At 43.7% G+C, this 14,521-nt stretch carries 20 protein-coding genes; 14 read left to right on the plus strand and 6 right to left on the minus strand.

The window, feature by feature from the left end:
• The first annotated feature begins 27 nt into the window (after positions 1-27).
• Genes OV592_RS00625 through OV592_RS00640 form a run of 4 tightly spaced genes read left to right on the plus strand, consistent with a single transcriptional unit; the run spans position 28 to position 1,909 of the window.
• Positions 28-489: a RidA family protein gene (locus tag OV592_RS00625; RefSeq protein WP_016399981.1), complete on the plus strand. Its 462-nt coding sequence runs from the start codon at positions 28-30 to the stop codon at positions 487-489.
• Complete coding sequence (locus tag OV592_RS00630) at positions 489-818, plus strand: TfoX/Sxy family protein (RefSeq protein ID WP_406610052.1); 330 nt, start codon at positions 489-491, stop codon at positions 816-818. The genes OV592_RS00625 and OV592_RS00630 overlap by 1 nt, the downstream gene beginning before the upstream one ends.
• Before the next feature lie 34 nt (positions 819-852).
• On the plus strand, positions 853-1,401 hold the full coding sequence (locus tag OV592_RS00635) for an N-acetyltransferase family protein (RefSeq protein WP_406610053.1): 549 nt from the start codon (positions 853-855) through the stop codon (positions 1,399-1,401).
• Between the two features lie 52 nt (positions 1,402-1,453).
• Positions 1,454-1,909: a YaiI/YqxD family protein gene (locus OV592_RS00640; protein WP_016399978.1), complete on the plus strand. Its 456-nt coding sequence runs from the start codon at positions 1,454-1,456 to the stop codon at positions 1,907-1,909.
• 332 nt (positions 1,910-2,241) lie between these two features.
• Here OV592_RS00640 and OV592_RS00645 read toward each other — a convergent pair whose 3' ends face one another.
• Positions 2,242-3,720, minus strand: a complete 1,479-nt coding sequence (locus OV592_RS00645) for a methyl-accepting chemotaxis protein (protein WP_051147543.1) — start codon at positions 3,718-3,720, stop codon at positions 2,242-2,244.
• A 3-nt stretch (positions 3,721-3,723) separates the two neighbouring features.
• On the minus strand, positions 3,724-4,569 hold the full coding sequence (locus OV592_RS00650) for a hypothetical protein (protein ID WP_406610054.1): 846 nt from the start codon (positions 4,567-4,569) through the stop codon (positions 3,724-3,726).
• A gap of 188 nt (positions 4,570-4,757) precedes the next feature.
• Here OV592_RS00650 and OV592_RS00655 point away from each other — a divergent pair, with 188 nt between their 5' ends.
• Entirely contained in the window at positions 4,758-5,330 is a 573-nt protein-coding gene (locus OV592_RS00655; RefSeq protein ID WP_406610055.1) for a pyridoxamine 5'-phosphate oxidase family protein, read from the plus strand.
• A 23-nt stretch (positions 5,331-5,353) separates the two neighbouring features.
• Here the strand turns inward: OV592_RS00655 and OV592_RS00660 are convergent, their stop codons facing one another.
• Positions 5,354-5,845, minus strand: a complete 492-nt coding sequence (locus OV592_RS00660) for a MarR family winged helix-turn-helix transcriptional regulator (RefSeq protein WP_016399974.1) — start codon at positions 5,843-5,845, stop codon at positions 5,354-5,356.
• Positions 5,846-5,990: 145 nt separating this feature from the next.
• Between OV592_RS00660 and OV592_RS00665 the strand changes: the two genes are divergently transcribed.
• The 5 genes from OV592_RS00665 (at position 5,991) to OV592_RS00685 (ending at position 10,161) form a co-directional block, all read left to right on the plus strand.
• Complete coding sequence (locus tag OV592_RS00665; protein WP_152783869.1) at positions 5,991-6,983, plus strand: ABC transporter substrate-binding protein; 993 nt, start codon at positions 5,991-5,993, stop codon at positions 6,981-6,983.
• A 63-nt stretch (positions 6,984-7,046) separates the two neighbouring features.
• Complete coding sequence (locus tag OV592_RS00670) at positions 7,047-7,946, plus strand: proline/glycine betaine ABC transporter permease (RefSeq protein ID WP_016399972.1); 900 nt, start codon at positions 7,047-7,049, stop codon at positions 7,944-7,946.
• Positions 7,939-9,156, plus strand: coding sequence for a glycine betaine/L-proline ABC transporter ATP-binding protein (locus OV592_RS00675; protein WP_016399971.1), 1,218 nt, complete (start codon positions 7,939-7,941; stop codon positions 9,154-9,156). Before OV592_RS00670 ends, OV592_RS00675 begins: the two co-directional genes overlap by 8 nt.
• Positions 9,157-9,232: 76 nt before the next feature.
• Positions 9,233-9,718, plus strand: coding sequence for a GNAT family N-acetyltransferase (locus OV592_RS00680; RefSeq protein WP_406610056.1), 486 nt, complete (start codon positions 9,233-9,235; stop codon positions 9,716-9,718).
• A 20-nt stretch (positions 9,719-9,738) separates the two neighbouring features.
• Positions 9,739-10,161 carry a GNAT family N-acetyltransferase gene (locus OV592_RS00685; RefSeq protein WP_406610057.1) on the plus strand — a complete coding sequence of 141 codons (423 nt, stop codon included), beginning with the start codon at positions 9,739-9,741 and terminating at the stop codon, positions 10,159-10,161.
• Between the two features lie 66 nt (positions 10,162-10,227).
• On the opposite strand, the gene OV592_RS00690 is transcribed toward OV592_RS00685, so the two are convergent.
• On the minus strand, positions 10,228-10,743 hold the full coding sequence (locus tag OV592_RS00690) for a hypothetical protein (protein WP_406610058.1): 516 nt from the start codon (positions 10,741-10,743) through the stop codon (positions 10,228-10,230).
• 141 nt (positions 10,744-10,884) lie between these two features.
• Positions 10,885-11,373 (minus strand): hypothetical protein, encoded by a 489-nt coding sequence (locus OV592_RS00695; protein ID WP_406610059.1) that lies wholly within the window; start codon positions 11,371-11,373, stop codon positions 10,885-10,887.
• A gap of 230 nt (positions 11,374-11,603) precedes the next feature.
• Between OV592_RS00695 and OV592_RS00700 the strand changes: the two genes are divergently transcribed.
• From OV592_RS00700 to OV592_RS00710, 3 genes are read left to right on the plus strand one after another with little or no spacing between them, the layout of a single operon-like run.
• Positions 11,604-12,134 carry an N-acetyltransferase family protein gene (locus OV592_RS00700; protein WP_406610060.1) on the plus strand — a complete coding sequence of 177 codons (531 nt, stop codon included), beginning with the start codon at positions 11,604-11,606 and terminating at the stop codon, positions 12,132-12,134.
• Positions 12,135-12,136: 2 nt separating this feature from the next.
• Positions 12,137-12,385 (plus strand): DUF2164 domain-containing protein, encoded by a 249-nt coding sequence (locus OV592_RS00705; protein ID WP_152783860.1) that lies wholly within the window; start codon positions 12,137-12,139, stop codon positions 12,383-12,385.
• An 18-nt stretch (positions 12,386-12,403) separates the two neighbouring features.
• On the plus strand, positions 12,404-13,096 hold the full coding sequence (locus tag OV592_RS00710) for an aspartate/glutamate racemase family protein (protein WP_406611405.1): 693 nt from the start codon (positions 12,404-12,406) through the stop codon (positions 13,094-13,096).
• Between the two features lie 109 nt (positions 13,097-13,205).
• Here the strand turns inward: OV592_RS00710 and OV592_RS00715 are convergent, their stop codons facing one another.
• Positions 13,206-13,406, minus strand: coding sequence for a cold-shock protein (locus OV592_RS00715; RefSeq protein WP_016399963.1), 201 nt, complete (start codon positions 13,404-13,406; stop codon positions 13,206-13,208).
• Between the two features lie 305 nt (positions 13,407-13,711).
• On the opposite strand from OV592_RS00715, the gene OV592_RS00720 reads away from it, so the two are divergent.
• Entirely contained in the window at positions 13,712-14,503 is a 792-nt protein-coding gene (locus tag OV592_RS00720) for a PhzF family phenazine biosynthesis protein (protein ID WP_406610061.1), read from the plus strand.
• Positions 14,504-14,521 lie beyond the last annotated feature (18 nt).

Genomic DNA, 14,521 nt, shown 5'->3' on the forward strand with positions numbered 1-14,521 from the left:
AACGATATTTTGTTAGGGAGTCACTTAATGAGTATAGCCGAGCGTTTGCTAGAGCTAGGAATTAGTTTACCTAAACCAACAGGCCCTGCCGCCAGTTATAGTAATTGCGTACAAACAGGCAATTTGCTTTATGTCTCGGGGAAGGGGCCGGTTGCCGGTTTACAAGAGCCGCCAAAGGGTAAAATTGGCAGAGAGTTTACTCACCAGCAAGGGGCGCAGTTTGCCCGTTTGGCTGGCTTAGATATTTTAGCTGCCGTGCAGCAACATCTAGGTTCATTAGATAGAGTAAGCCAAGTTGTGAAGTTACAGGGTTTCATCAATGCCACCGAGCAATTTGAGCAACACCCAGCTGTGCTAGATGGCTGCTCTAAATTGATGGTGGAAGTATTTGGTGACAAGGGTTTACATGCTCGCTCAGTATTTGGTGCTACGTCGCTGCGCGCCAACTTGCCGTTGGTGATTGATTCTATTTTTGAGGTGAGTGAATAATGACCTACGATTTGGAATTGGCTGAAAAAATTCGCCAAGCGCTAGCCAGCCAAGTTGAGTTTAGTGAACGTAAGATGTTTGGTGGCTTGTGCTTTATGGTGGCCGGCCACATGTGTTGTGGCATTGTTGATAAGCAACTAATGGCGCGAGTTGGACCAAATCAATATCAAGACTGCTTACGCTTAGAATTTGCTTCCGAAATGACCTTTACAGGAAAACCAATGAAAGGAATGATCTACGTTTCACCAGAGGGTTTGCTTGAGCCTGAGCAACGTGGGCAGTGGTTACAATATTGCCTTAATTTTGTGCATAGTTTGCCGCCAAAGTAATCTTAATCCACGCAATTTAATAACAAGAGATGATATGCCGCAGTTCCCAATAAAAGCTAAAGATGGTCAAGACTTTTTGCTCAGGCTGCTCAATCAGCAAGATGCAGTGGCACTAGGAGCGTTTTTTGTGGCACTAAGTGAAGCCAGTCGCAGTCGCTTTGGGCCTCATCCTTTAAGCAGTGAGTATGCTCAGCATTTGTGTGAAGCGCTTGCCGATGACAGCGCGCAGCGTTGGGTGGTTGCCGATGGGGCCGCAATTGTCGGTTATTTCATCTTCGAGCGGAAAATTTTAGAGCCGGAATACCAGCGCTATTATGTGCAGGGAGTTAGCTTACAAGCAGAACTTGATGTGATACTTGCCCCCTGCATTGCCGATGACTATCAAAATGCTGGGCTTGCCATGGCGGCGATGCAACCCTTGATGGCTGAGTTTAAGCGGCAAGGTGCTCGTAGCTTAGTATTGATGGGAGGAACTCAGCAGAGTAATCATCGCGCGCGACATTTTTATCAACGTTGCGGCTTTGTTGAATATGGCGGTTTTCAAACCGATGTGTATAACATTGATATGCGCCTTAGCTTGTAATTAGCAGCCACTTGGGCATAGTAGCGGCATTATTGTTTGAAGAGAGAATGCCATGAAAATTTGGGTTGATGCCGACGCCTGTCCAGTGGTGATTAAAGAGATTTTGTTCCGTGCCGCCGAACGAACCCAAATACCGCTTACGTTAGTGGCCAATCAATATATAAAAACGCCACCCTCTAAGGTGATTAGTAGTCTGCAAGTTAGCGCGGGTTTTGATGTGGCTGATAATGAGATTGTGGCGCGGGTAGCTGCTGGTGACTTAGTGATTACCTCGGATATTCCTCTAGCCGATGAAGTGATTACCAAGCAAGCTCAGGCTTTAAGCCCACGTGGCGAGCTATATACCAAAAGCAACATTAAGTCGCGACTAAACATGCGTGACTTTATGGACACGATGCGCTCTAGCGGCGTGCATACCGGTGGCCCTGCTGCACTTAGCCAAGCCGATCGTAAAGCTTTTGCTAGCCATTTAGATTCTATTCTCGCGAAACATCAGTCAGCTAAATAAGCTCGTTAATCGAGAAAATAAAAAGCTTAAGCAAAGGCTTAAGCTTTTTAGTTGTGTAGCTAGGGCCTGTTGATCTTTGCTGATGGTTTTTACAGCAATTTATTAGCCATTTAGGCAAGGCGGTGAGTGTGAAGTTAAGTGGGCTTAATAATCACTCGCTAACGCTGAATAAATGGCTAAGAAATGCTGCCCCGAAGGGTTCGGATAAGCGAACTTTACTCTTCGTTGAACACTTTTCACTTAGCCCACTAGGTTTCAAAGTGCTCGCAGCGATTAAAGCCCGCTTATCTTGAATAAAATTTCAACACCAAAGATCAACAGGCCCTAATAACTTAATACTTAAAGCGGTTTACTTGAGTCACCATCTGATGGCCCACTTCTAATAAATCTTCGGTGGCTTGTTGTAATTGTTTGCTGTCTTCACTAAGAGATTGCGCACCAAGACTCAAAGATTCCATATCAGCAGTAACGGCGCTGGTCACGTTGGATTGCTCTTCACTGGCGCTAGCTATCATGGTGATCATGTCATTTACCGAGTTCATTTCTTGGTTAATTTGCACTAACGATTCGCCAGTGCCTTCGGCAGATGAGATGGTTTGACTGACCATTTCTTTACCGGCTTGAGTAGCTTGGTAAGAGGTTTCTGCCTGGCTTTGTAAATCCCCAATAATCGACTCAATCTCAGAGGTCGATTCGTGAGTTTTACTGGCGAGAGCACGTACTTCGTCGGCAACTACCGCAAACCCTCTGCCAGACTCACCCGCACGAGCTGCTTCAATGGCGGCATTTAAGGCCAGTAAGTTAGTTTGCTCGGCAATGCCTTTAATCACATCTAATACGCTGCCAATGTTGTCACTTACTTGCTTGAGGCTGGTGACTTCATCGGCGGTGCGATCAAGATTTTTCACTAGCTCGCTTACCTGTGCAATGTTGTCATCAATGGCTTTATGGCCATCCATGGATAATTGGTAAGCTTGCTGAGTGCGAGAGGCTGTGTTTTCGGCGTTTCCTGCAATTTCTTTGGTGGCGATACCTAGCTGCTGCAAGTTGGTTAATGAGGTAGATGTTAGCTCTGTTTGCTCAAAGGTATTGGCAGTGTTTTTGTCGTTAATTACCCGCACGCTCTCAGATACTAGTTCTAGTTGGGTTGCGGCCTCGGCCATATCTTGAACAATACTTTGTACGGTTTCGATAAAGCTATTGAAGTTGTGGCCAAGTTGGCCAATTTCATCTTCGCTGGTTACGGGAATGCGCGCCGTTAAATCGCCATCACCTTGAGCAATGCCTGCAAGAACCTTATTCACATTGGCTAGCGGTGCAATAATCACTTTACGAAGCGCTAGAATCAGCAACACAATAATTAGCGCCGTCATGAAAATAATAGTAAGGATGTCTTCGCTTAACTCATTGCTTAGGGCGCTGTTAATGGCCTGTTTGGTGACGCCAATTTCAATGGTGCCAAGCGGCTTACCATCCCAATCTAAATCAATGCTAATGGTTTCATCTGGACTAAAGCCAGAGTCGTGATTTTCGGCCATTAATTTGCCACGCTGATCACTTACCTTGATGCCTGCGATCATCGGCTCATCGATAAAGGCATCGATGGTGGCTTTAATGACATCGAAGTCATACACAAACACCGGTTCTTTAAGAATAATGCTCATTTGTTTGGTGAGGGCTAACTTGTCGTTTTGGTATTGCTGGTTCAACGACGCGCTGCTAAGCCAATATAATGCGCTGATTACAATGACCCCAGACACGAGAATAACAACAACGAGTAGCGAGGCGAGTTTTGCGGTAATTGTTTTCATAAATTATTGTCCAGCCAGTGGGTCAAACCAAATCTTCTGCGGAATGGCATTTACTTTGTCAGTAAGGTAGGGGTTTTCTAAATCAAAAATGGTACGTTTTTCTAGTTTACCCAGCTCTAAGGCATTCTTTACATCTGGGTCATTAAGAAACATTTTTTGATAACTGCCATCTTCAAACATCTGATAAAGAATATCGTTGAGGTGTTCGGCTAAGCTTTGATTGTCTTTTTTGACAAAAAAGAAAAACGGCATTTTGTAGCGCAACATGACGTAGCTATCTACTGTTAGCTTATATTTGGCTTCGCGTTTAACTTCGCTCCAAGGCTCAAAAATACCCCGTGGGAAGTAGTCACAGCGGTCAGCTTCTAACATGGCAAAAATGTTGCCATAACCCAAGCTCTTAGCCACTTTAATACCGTTAGCTTCAAGAATGGCTGTATCGGCCCACAACTTACCTTGGCAGGGAATAAATTGGCGCATTTGCGCAAAGCTGGTCACTTGTTTAAAGGTTTCACTTTTCTCTTGTTCAACAATGCCTAAGCGCATACCTAAGGTGCCGCGATATAGCGGAAAATACACTGCACTTTGTTGTTGCTCACGATCGGCCGAGGTGGCTGTCCAAAAAAGGTCAAGTACTCCATCATTTAAATCGGCAACGGTTTTAGCAAAGGAAATTTCGCCAGCATCGCCATAGGGGTAACCTACCGAGTCATAAATATCGCTGCGTTTAACGATTTCTTTGGCTAGCACAAAGGGCAAGGTATTACCGTTTGGCGAGCCAGGAATGTTTAAGGTTTTAGCAGAACATATTGATGATAAAAATATCATCAAAAAGAGAGTCTTGTGCATATAGCCTCCATGCTTTTGTATAGCTTAGATAGGGCAGCATTTGAGGTATACGATAAGATTGCAAAGCGTGACTCAGATCAAATTTATAATTCCTTGATGATTAATTGCTGGGCAATGTAGTGAGAATTAAACATAGCTTGTTACCTTAGTAAGTAAGCGTAGGTTTTGATTATGGTTTTGAGGTAAAAATGGGCAAGCAATTTAGTGCGATGATTCCCCCGCATATTGAGTTTATCGCACAGCAAAAGATGTTTTTTGTGGCTACTGCAGCGGCCGAAGGCAAGGTGAATCTATCACCCAAAGGTATGGACTCGTTTCGGGTGCTTAACCAGCAGCAAATTGTTTGGCTCAATTTAACCGGTAGCGGTAATGAAACAGCCGCCCACCTAAAACAAAACTCGCGTATGACCATTATGTTTTGCGCCTTTGAAGGCAAGCCTGTGATTCTGCGATTATATGGCCAAGCTAAAGCACTGCACCGTGGTGATGCTGAGTGGCAGCAATATATTGAATTGTTTCCAGAGCAAGCAGGAGCGCGGCAACTTTACTTGTTAGACATTGATATGGTGCAAAGCTCGTGTGGCATGTCGGTACCCTTTTATGACTTTGTGGCACAGCGTGACGATTTGGCCAATTGGGCAAGCAAACAAGGAGAGCAGGGCATTAAGCAGTATTGGGCGAAGAAAAATCAACATAGTTTAGATGGTGTTGCTACCGACATCTTGAGCCTTTCGGGTTTTGCTGCTGATACTGAAAATTAGTTTGAGCTATAACTATTTTAGGTTTATTTGTTTAGATCTTTATGTGGTGCATTAATATCTAATAAGGGGGATGCGTCGATGGATTGAGCGTCCATCATTGATGCAATATGCTGCAAAGATGACAGGATTTGCGTTTTTTCCCAGTCTTGCAAGCTTTCAAAGCGCTGAATAAATTCTTCATGTAGCAGTGGCGGTACTGTTGTGAGAATACCAATACCTTGCTCGGTGAGTCGCGGGTTAACAATGCGTCGATCGCTTGCGCTGCGAATTCGCTCAATTAATTGGCGCTCTTCTAAACGATTCAAGATGGTTGTAACCGTAGCCTGGCTTAGTGATACCTCATCGGAGAGGTGCTTCACTGTTACGGTTCCTAAATCTTCTATTGCTCTTAAAACCATAACTTGCGGAATGGTTAATCCACAGGCTTTCACAATCCGTTTAGATTGTAGATCGGTCGCGCGAATAATTTTTCGCAAAGAAATGAGAACGTCTTGCCAGTAAGCAGGTTTTTGCATAAGTGGTAGCGGGCCAAATTGGTTTTTTCGGGAGTATATCCCATACTTAAGGCGCAGGGTATACACAGCAGTTAATTTGAACTCTAATTATTTGAAGTGTATGATCCTAGGCGCTAAGAAAGCACACAAAGGGAAGGATAGGGATATGAAGCTAAGATACGCAGCACTGCTTTTGGTGAGCGGTTTTGCTCAAGCAGAAGACAGCTGTGGCAGTGTAACCATTGCCGACATGAACTGGAGTTCTGCAACAGTTATTGCCAATGTAGATAAATTTATTTTAGAACATGGCTACGGCTGTGACGCTGAATTGGTGCCAGGGGATACCATGCCAACTACCGTATCTATGATGGAAAAAGGCGAACCAGACATTGCCCCCGAGTTATGGACTAACTCTGCTAAAGAAACGCTAGAACGTGGTGTTGCTGAAAAGCGCTTACGTTTTGCAGGTAAATCATTATCTGACGGCGGCGAAGAAGGCTTTTGGGTTCCTCAATACTTAGTTGACCAATACCCAGAAATCGCCACTATCGAAGGTGTTAAAAAACACGCTAAATTATTTGTTCACCCAGAAAGCAAAGAGCTTTCCGGTTTCTACGGCTGCCCGGCTGGCTGGAACTGTCAAATCTCTGCCAACAACCTCTTTAACGCTTTAGAACTTGAAAAATCAGGTTTTGAATTGATTGATCCAGGCTCAGGCGCGGGCTTATCTGGCTCAATTGCAAAAGCCTACGCTCGCGAGCAAGGTTGGTTTGGTTACTACTGGGCACCTACCGCAGTGCTGGGTAAATACAAAATGGTTAAAGTGGATACTGGTAATGGTATCGACGAGCAAGAATTCTTGACTTGTACTACTCAAGAAGACTGTGAAAACCCTAAAGTAACTATGTACCCACCTTCGGCGGTGCATTCGGTTACTACTGAAGATTTTGCTAGCAAAGCACCTGCTGCTTATGAATACATCACTAAGCGTTCGTTTACTAATGCGCAAATGAACGAGTTATTGGCATGGATGGAAGATAACCAAGCCGATGGTGATGCTGCTATGTATCACTACTTGAGTGAGAATCCAGAAAGTTGGAAGGCTTGGGTGCCAGAAGATGTTGCCGCTAAGGTAAGTAAAGCCCTAGCCAGTATGTAGTTTAAGTACAAAAAGGCCAACCTTAGGTTGGCCTTTCGCGTTTTTATATAGAGGTAGTTTGTTATGGCGGATTCGTCATGGTTGGAACGTTTTCCACAAATGAGTCGAGCCGATCTCACCGTTATTCGTAAGTCTTTAGATGGTGCTTATCGTAATTTTTCCCGCGAGTATGGCGAGGCCATCGAATCGTTTTTTGATCCCCTGCTGCAGTTTTTAGTTTGGTTTGAAAAATTGCTAATCACCACGCCTTGGTGGTTGGTACTCATTGTTTGTGCCGGATTAGTGTATTTAGCCAGTCGCTCTTGGAAATTGGTAATTGGTTCAGTGGTATCGCTGTTGTTGGTGGGCTACTTTGGCATGTGGGAAGACATGATGCGAACCATGAGCATTATTACTGTCTGTACCATGCTGGCAATCGCCTTGGGCATACCCATCGGTATTATAATGGCTCGCTCCAATCGTGCCCAAGCCATTATTACGCCTATGCTCGATGTTATGCAGACGCTGCCTGCCTTTGTGTACTTAATTCCAGTAGTGATGCTGTTAGGTATTGGCAAAATACCCGGTGTGATTGCGGTGGTTATTTACGGCATTCCCCCAGTTATTCGCTTAACCAATCTTGGTATTCGTTTAGTGGATAAAGAAGTACTAGAAGCCGCCACTGCTTATGGCGCTAGCACCTGGCAACGTTTGTTTGGGGTGCAAATGCCTCTTGCGATGCCAACTATTATGGCCGGGATTAACCAAACCATTATGATGGCCTTATCAATGGTAGTTATTGCCTCAATGATTGGGGTAAAAGGCTTAGGCCAGCCAGTATTAAAATCTATTACTAACCAATATTTCACCTTGGGTTTACTTAACGGTTTAGCCATTGTTGCTTTAGCGATTATCTTTGACCGTGTGTCGCAAGCCTACGCCAAGCGCACCCAAGCTCACCTTCAAGGACTAAAGCATGACTGAGCCGCTCGTTAAAATTCAGGGCTTGTACAAGCTATTTGGTGAGAATCCTAAACAGGTAATGCCGAGGGTTAAAGCCGGAGAAAGCAAAGACAAAATCCTAGCTGATACTGGCCATACTCTAGGCCTAAAAGATATTAACCTTGAGATTCAACAGGGTGAGATTTACGTCATCATGGGCTTATCGGGCTCGGGTAAATCTACCCTTATTCGTCACTTCAATCGCTTAATCGACCCTACCGAAGGGGTGATTAGCATTGAAGGCACCGACGTGATGAAGTTGAGCTCTAAAGAGTTACAAGATTTTCGTCGTCATAAAATGTCGATGGTATTTCAACGTTTCGGTTTAATGCCACATCGCACCGTGATTGAGAATGTAGCCTATGGCTTAACTGTACAAGGTGTGGCTAAAGAGCAACGCTTAGCTAAAGCCCAAGAGTGGTTAGATACTGTAGGTTTAAATGGTTACGAGCAGCAGTATCCGGCGCAACTTTCTGGCGGACAACAGCAGCGGGTTGGTTTAGCTCGCGCTTTGTGTACCGACGCAGAGATACTGTTGATGGACGAAGCCTTTTCAGCTCTTGACCCGCTGATCCGCAGTGAAATGCAAGATCAGCTAATCGAGCTACAAGAAACCTTGCACAAAACCATTATCTTTATTACTCATGATTTAGATGAAGCACTACGTTTAGGCGACAAAATTGCCATCCTTAAAGATGGTGAAGTGGTTCAGCAAGGCACGCCAGACGACATTTTGTTGCACCCAGCAACAGATTACGTTGAAGCTTTTGTTAAAGACGTGAACAGAGCTCGCGCCTTAACGGTAGAAACCGTGATGCAGCCACCTGCTCGCCGGATTACTGCCGATACTATCAGTGAAGCCTTACAGCAGATGAAGAAAATCAAGGGGGATTATGCCTACCACGTAACCGAAGAAGGTTATCAAGGCATTGTTACTCAAGATGCTTTAGAAGAAGCTTCAATCAACAAAGATAATGAGCAGTTTGAATCTTGTGAGTATCAAGATGTGCCTACGGTTTCACCTGATGCGATCATTGAAAGTGTACTTACCGAGAGCTTAGAAACCGAGTTCTCGTTACCGGTGGTAGATGAAGATGGCAATCTTAAGGGTGAGTTAACGCGTAGCTCTGTGGCCGAGGTGTTTGCAGACCCTGACACTGAAGAAGAAACTGCCAGCGTAGCCTCGAAATAATATTGTCAAACAGCCTTGTTAGAGTCCTTCTAACAAGGCTTTGATTTTTCTACAGTATAAAGCTTAATACTAGGAGATGGTTTTGAGTTTTACGATTCATCCCATTGATGCCTCTCATAACCAAGCAGTTAAACAGCTGATTCAGCGTGGCGGCCGTGAATTTGGCGCTATGGGTGATGGCTTTGGACCTTCTGATCCAGAAGTAGAAGCAATGAGCCTGAACTACCGTGAGCCTCAACGGGGTTATTGGGTGGCATTGCAGCAAGACCAAGTTGTAGGCTGTGGAGGTATTGCAGAATTAGACAATGCTTCAAAAACCTGTGAGCTACGTAAGCTGTTTGTTAATCCACAATGCCGAGGCCAAGGTATTGGCAAGGCCTTAGCCAAACATTGTTTACAAGAAGCAAAACAACGTGGTTATCAGCAGTGCTACTTAGATACCTTAAGCACCATGGAGTCGGCTATTGCCTTGTACCAGTCTTTAGGTTTTAACCATTTGTCAGAGCCTTTTGTTAATAGCATTCACAGCGGTTGTAATGTGTGGATGATGAAAACACTGTAAATACTTAATTGAGAGAAGTAATGCATATACAGTTATTCGCGCCTCAAAATGATTTAGCCAAACTTGCTGACGTAATGTTGCTGCTTCGCCCCAGCTTTAGTAAGGAACAGTTGATTGAGCAAATCAGCTTACAGCTGCAGCAGGGCTATCAATTGGCTTATTTAACCATGGATGAGCAAGTTGCTGCGGTGGCTGGTTTTGTTATCGGCTGGAAGCTGTCTTGGGGAAAACATTTGTATTTAGATGATTTAGTCACAGTAGAAAACGCACGCTCTAAAGGAGTTGGTGTGCAGTTGCTACAGTGGTTGGAAAGTTACGCTAAACAACAGGGGTGCGAGCAATTTCATTTAGGCTCTGGCGTACAGCGTTTTGGGGCGCACCGCTTTTACCTACGTAATGGTTTTGATATTAAGAGCCATCATTTTACTAAGCAATTAGGGTAGGCTGAGTGAAAGGGTAAGTGTAGTAAGAACCATAAAAAGAGCAGCCATTGGCTGCTCTTTTTTTGCTTAGCGCATTGCTAAATCAACATGGCCCACAGAACACAGTTGTTGCATGCGGTCGTAGGTTGTGGCGAAACCTTTTAGCGATATCGCCTTTCTATCTAGCTTCACGTTACCTGTTGTAATCGCTTGATCGCTAAATAATAAGTATCTACCACGTTTTAGTTGTTCAACTTGCTCCATTGAGCTCAAGCTATAGTTAACTTGGCTAAGAGTAGTTTTAAGTGCTTGGTTATCAACAGATACATGCTGGCTTGGGCCATTTAGTAGGTTGTGTTTAACCGAAACGCTACCGTCATTGGCGCAGCTTAGTTTTAAAACTGCATAGCCATCGACGATACCAACTAAGCCTCGAATTCCCGCTGGGCGCTTACCTTTACTAGTGGTATAGCTTTGATAGTTTATTTGGGCATTGGCATTGATAAACTCCGCAGGAGTGGTTTCTACCAAATGGCTATTAAATGCCCATGATTGAAAAGACAGCGTGCTAAGCAATCCAATCATTGTTGCTAATGTTCTCACGAAAGTTCCTTGATAAATATCTTTATAATTCGTTTAATTATTAGCCTGTTTTTCCGTTTTGATTGGAATATACAGAAGCAAAAAAGAGCATTCAAGTTTGTATGACAAATTCGTGAGCTTTTTAATTAAACTGTGTTAGCGCTAACGTTTTGAGGCGATTTTTTGCTCTGAGCAGAGTGTTTCTACTCGTTGGTAAGTTTCGGAAAAACCGGCAAGTGAAATGGTAGATGCTGGAATGCTAAGGTTGCCGATGTTAATACTTGCGTGAGTAAGCTGAAAGCTCTTTTGATTGTTTAAGGCATCAGTTTGTTTAGGACTAAATACTTGATTAAAAGGTGGAAAAGCTTGTTGGTTGTTTAGTCGAGCGTTGTTATTGCTAACTAGGTTATGGCGAACTTGAACACCGCCATCTGCCGCACAATTGATCTTTAAGATTGCGTAGTTCTCAACATGTCCAACTAAGCCTTCAATACGTACCCTAAATGGCCCTTTGCTGGTGTTTTGATATAAATAGTTAACTTGGGCGTTTTCATTGATTTGCTCATTAGGCAAAGGATGAAGTTTGTAACTATTGAACGCAAGGCTGGGGTTTGAGCTTATTATGAGTATAAGCATTAGTGTGAGTCGCATGTCTAGTCCCTGAAATTCTGGAGTAATTCTCCAACTTATTGATTAACTTCCGTTAAAGCGTTTGCTTAAATGGGATTTCATAATATTAAAGCCAAGAATTGTGACAGTTAAGATAATTAGGTCATTCCAATATGTAAAAAGGTAATTGTGTTGAAAAATCGTTGCTTATTTAGGGTGTAAGTTTGACTAGCGTTGAGCAATTGTTGAGTGAGCGTAAGGATATGTAGTTTATGACAGAATGTATTAGGGATGTTCGAGAGGGTGACAGTCAGCAGATTTGCCAAATCTATAATTATTACGTTGAGACTAGTGGTGCTACGTTTGAAGAGCAGCTAGTGAGTCAAGGTGTTATGGCGGAGCGTATAGCCAGTATTCAGAAACAACTGCCTTGGTTGGTATTTGAAGAAGCTGGTGAAATTCTCGGGTACGCCTATGTGAGCCCTTGGAAGCCGAGGAGTGCTTATCGTTTCTCCGTAGAAAGCTCAATCTACATTGCCAATAATGCAGCAGGTAAAGGCATTGGTAAGAGATTGTATCAAGCCTTGTTAGAGCGATTATCCGACTATCCTATAAGCACGGTAATTGCAGGTATAGCGTTACCAAATCCAGCAAGCATTAAACTGCATGAGTATTTGGGCTTTCATAAGGTGGCAGAGTTTGAACGAGTGGGTTTTAAGTTTGGCAACTGGATAAATGTTGGCTATTGGCAGCAACAGATAAAAACTGAAGAGCAGATTAATCAGTGCTTGAATAAGGACTAGTCATGTCAAAAATAGAGTTTTCTAGTGAGCAGAAAACGGCGTTGGTAAACAAAATTCAAGGCTATTGTGAGCAGCAATTAGACGTTGAGATAGGCCAATTTGATGCAGAGTTTTTGTTGGATTTCTTCTCTGAAGAAATAGGGGCCTTTTACTACAATCAGGGCCTACAAGATGCTCAAGCAGTAGTACAAAATCGTATTGATAGCATTGCCGACGAGCTCTATGAAATAGAGAAACCCACTAAGTGGTAATAGGAGTAAATGTTAGCGATGAAAACTATTGGCATTATTGGTGGAATGAGTTGGGAATCAAGCCTTAGCTATTACCAGCAGTTAAATCTAGCCATTAAGCAGGCAAAGGGGAGATTGCACTCGGCGAAGATTAACTTAGTGAGCGTAGATTTTGCTGAAATAGAGGCCCTGCAGCATCAAGGTGACTGGGCTGCCTTAGCCAATAAAATGGTGGACGCCGGGTTATCGGTGCAAGCTTCGGGTGCTGACTTTCTATTAATTGCCACTAATACTATGCATAAAGTTGCAGCAGAAGTGGAGCAAGCGCTGCAGATCCCCTTATTACATATCGCCGATGCCACTGCTAATAAATTGCTGGAGGATGGTGTTAAGAAAGTGGGGTTATTAGGTACCCGCTTTACTATGGAGCAAGATTTTTATAAAGGGCGACTAGAGCAGCGCGGCTTAGAAGTCTTGGTTCCACAAGATAAGGGCATTGAGACAGTTCATCAGATTATTTATCAAGAGCTGTGTTTAGGTAAAATCAGTGCTGACTCTCGAGAACGGTATTTGGCAGAAATTGCTGAGCTAGCAGCGCGAGGTGCCGAGGCGGTGATCTTGGGGTGTACAGAGATTGGCTTATTAGTACAACAAAGCCATTGTGACTTGCCTTTATACGATACCACGGCCATTCATGTTGCAGCCGCTGCGGCAGAGTCTTTAGTTAATTAAGCTAGAGGCTGAAAAACAAAAAACGGTCCGTAGGGACCGTTTTTTAAGCTTAAAGCTAGTGTCTAATCAATCTGAAGACTAATTGGAGACTTATGCCTTAAAAGCCAGATTAAGCAACTTTTACGTTAGCAGCTTGAGGGCCTTTTGGACCTTCTTCTACTTCAAAAGTAACTTCTTGGCCTTCAGCTAAAGTTTTGTAACCTTCGCTTTGAATAGCACGGAAGTGTACGAATACATCTTTACCGTCTGGACGCTCGATGAAACCAAAACCTTTTTGCTCGTCGAACCATTTTACGCGACCTGTAGCCATGAGTAATCTCCAAAAATAATAAATAAAATTTATCCAAAAATAGATAAATCTAGGGTGCCGAAAGATGCAGAAATTACTTACGAACAAACAGGGTGAAATTGCGAAAAATCAACGTATTTGTATGGGGCATAAATATCCGCTGTAACCTTTACCAGCGAGCGAAGTGTAACGTATATTGGGGTAATGTAAAGGTGTATTCGTGATCTTTCGTCAACTGTTCAGATCAGTTGGGTGACTTCTCTTGAGCCAAGCATACCCGCGGGCTTGCTAACTATTAGACTTTAGTTTAATCAACAAGGACTGTTATGAACTTAAAAATGCATCAGGTAGATAGCTTTACCCGTGATCTTTTTGGCGGCAACCCTGCTGCGGTTATTGTCTTAGAAGCTTGGTTAGAAGATAGCGTAATGCAGGCAATTGCTATTGAAAATAACCTTTCTGAAACAGCCTTCTTAGTAGCCGACGAACCGGGCTCCTACCTTATTCGTTGGTTTTCTCCAATCTGCGAAATTGACTTCTGTGGCCACGCTACTTTGGCAGCAGCCCATGTTTTGTTTAGTCAACAGCCAACACTGCAAGAACTCCACTTTACTACCTTGCAAGTGGGTGAACTAAAAGCGCGCCGTGGTGATAGTGGTTTAATTGCAATGGATTTCCCGAGTTGCCCGCCACACATGGAGTTTGAAACGCCGTCGGCTTTGCTTGATGGTGTATCGGTTAAACCCAGTGAAGTATGGCGAAATCAGCAAGCGTATTTCCTGGTCTACCAACAACAGGCCCAGGTTGTGGACCTTGAGGTTGACTTAGAGTTACTCAAAACCTTAGCGCCTTATGATGTTGTAGTGACAGCCCCCGGTGAAGAACATGATTTTGTTTCACGTTATTTTTGGCCAGCCAATGGCGGTGCTGAAGATCCGGTCACTGGTTCAATTCATGCGGGTCTAACACCGTTTTGGACTAAGCGCTTGGGTAAAGACGAGCTACTGGCCTATCAAGCTTCTAAGCGCGGTGGAGTATTGCATTGTCAGCAGCTTGGCGACCGAGTCACTATTGCGGGTCATGCCAAAACCTATTTTGAAGGCACTGTGTTTTTGTAATTTATTCAAATAAATAGC

This window comes from Agarivorans sp. JK6 (assembly GCF_045277145.1).
In the GTDB taxonomy this organism is placed as follows: domain Bacteria; phylum Pseudomonadota; class Gammaproteobacteria; order Enterobacterales; family Celerinatantimonadaceae; genus Agarivorans; species Agarivorans albus.

Coding starts and splice junctions, on each gene's coding strand:
- OV592_RS00655 (WP_406610055.1), top strand. CDS start 4,758: ATGGGCAAGCAATTTAGTGCGATGATTCCCCCGCATATTGAGTTTATC.
- OV592_RS00695 (WP_406610059.1), bottom strand. CDS start 11,373: ATGCGACTCACACTAATGCTTATACTCATAATAAGCTCAAACCCCAGC.
- OV592_RS00675 (WP_016399971.1), top strand. CDS start 7,939: ATGACTGAGCCGCTCGTTAAAATTCAGGGCTTGTACAAGCTATTTGGT.
- OV592_RS00640 (WP_016399978.1), top strand. CDS start 1,454: ATGAAAATTTGGGTTGATGCCGACGCCTGTCCAGTGGTGATTAAAGAG.
- OV592_RS00650 (WP_406610054.1), bottom strand. CDS start 4,569: ATGCACAAGACTCTCTTTTTGATGATATTTTTATCATCAATATGTTCT.
- OV592_RS00710 (WP_406611405.1), top strand. CDS start 12,404: ATGAAAACTATTGGCATTATTGGTGGAATGAGTTGGGAATCAAGCCTT.
- OV592_RS00630 (WP_406610052.1), top strand. CDS start 489: ATGACCTACGATTTGGAATTGGCTGAAAAAATTCGCCAAGCGCTAGCC.
- OV592_RS00635 (WP_406610053.1), top strand. CDS start 853: ATGCCGCAGTTCCCAATAAAAGCTAAAGATGGTCAAGACTTTTTGCTC.
- OV592_RS00700 (WP_406610060.1), top strand. CDS start 11,604: ATGACAGAATGTATTAGGGATGTTCGAGAGGGTGACAGTCAGCAGATT.
- OV592_RS00665 (WP_152783869.1), top strand. CDS start 5,991: ATGAAGCTAAGATACGCAGCACTGCTTTTGGTGAGCGGTTTTGCTCAA.
- OV592_RS00680 (WP_406610056.1), top strand. CDS start 9,233: ATGGTTTTGAGTTTTACGATTCATCCCATTGATGCCTCTCATAACCAA.
- OV592_RS00645 (WP_051147543.1), bottom strand. CDS start 3,720: ATGAAAACAATTACCGCAAAACTCGCCTCGCTACTCGTTGTTGTTATT.
- OV592_RS00715 (WP_016399963.1), bottom strand. CDS start 13,406: ATGGCTACAGGTCGCGTAAAATGGTTCGACGAGCAAAAAGGTTTTGGT.
- OV592_RS00670 (WP_016399972.1), top strand. CDS start 7,047: ATGGCGGATTCGTCATGGTTGGAACGTTTTCCACAAATGAGTCGAGCC.
- OV592_RS00685 (WP_406610057.1), top strand. CDS start 9,739: ATGCATATACAGTTATTCGCGCCTCAAAATGATTTAGCCAAACTTGCT.
- OV592_RS00705 (WP_152783860.1), top strand. CDS start 12,137: ATGTCAAAAATAGAGTTTTCTAGTGAGCAGAAAACGGCGTTGGTAAAC.
- OV592_RS00660 (WP_016399974.1), bottom strand. CDS start 5,845: ATGCAAAAACCTGCTTACTGGCAAGACGTTCTCATTTCTTTGCGAAAA.
- OV592_RS00625 (WP_016399981.1), top strand. CDS start 28: ATGAGTATAGCCGAGCGTTTGCTAGAGCTAGGAATTAGTTTACCTAAA.
- OV592_RS00720 (WP_406610061.1), top strand. CDS start 13,712: ATGAACTTAAAAATGCATCAGGTAGATAGCTTTACCCGTGATCTTTTT.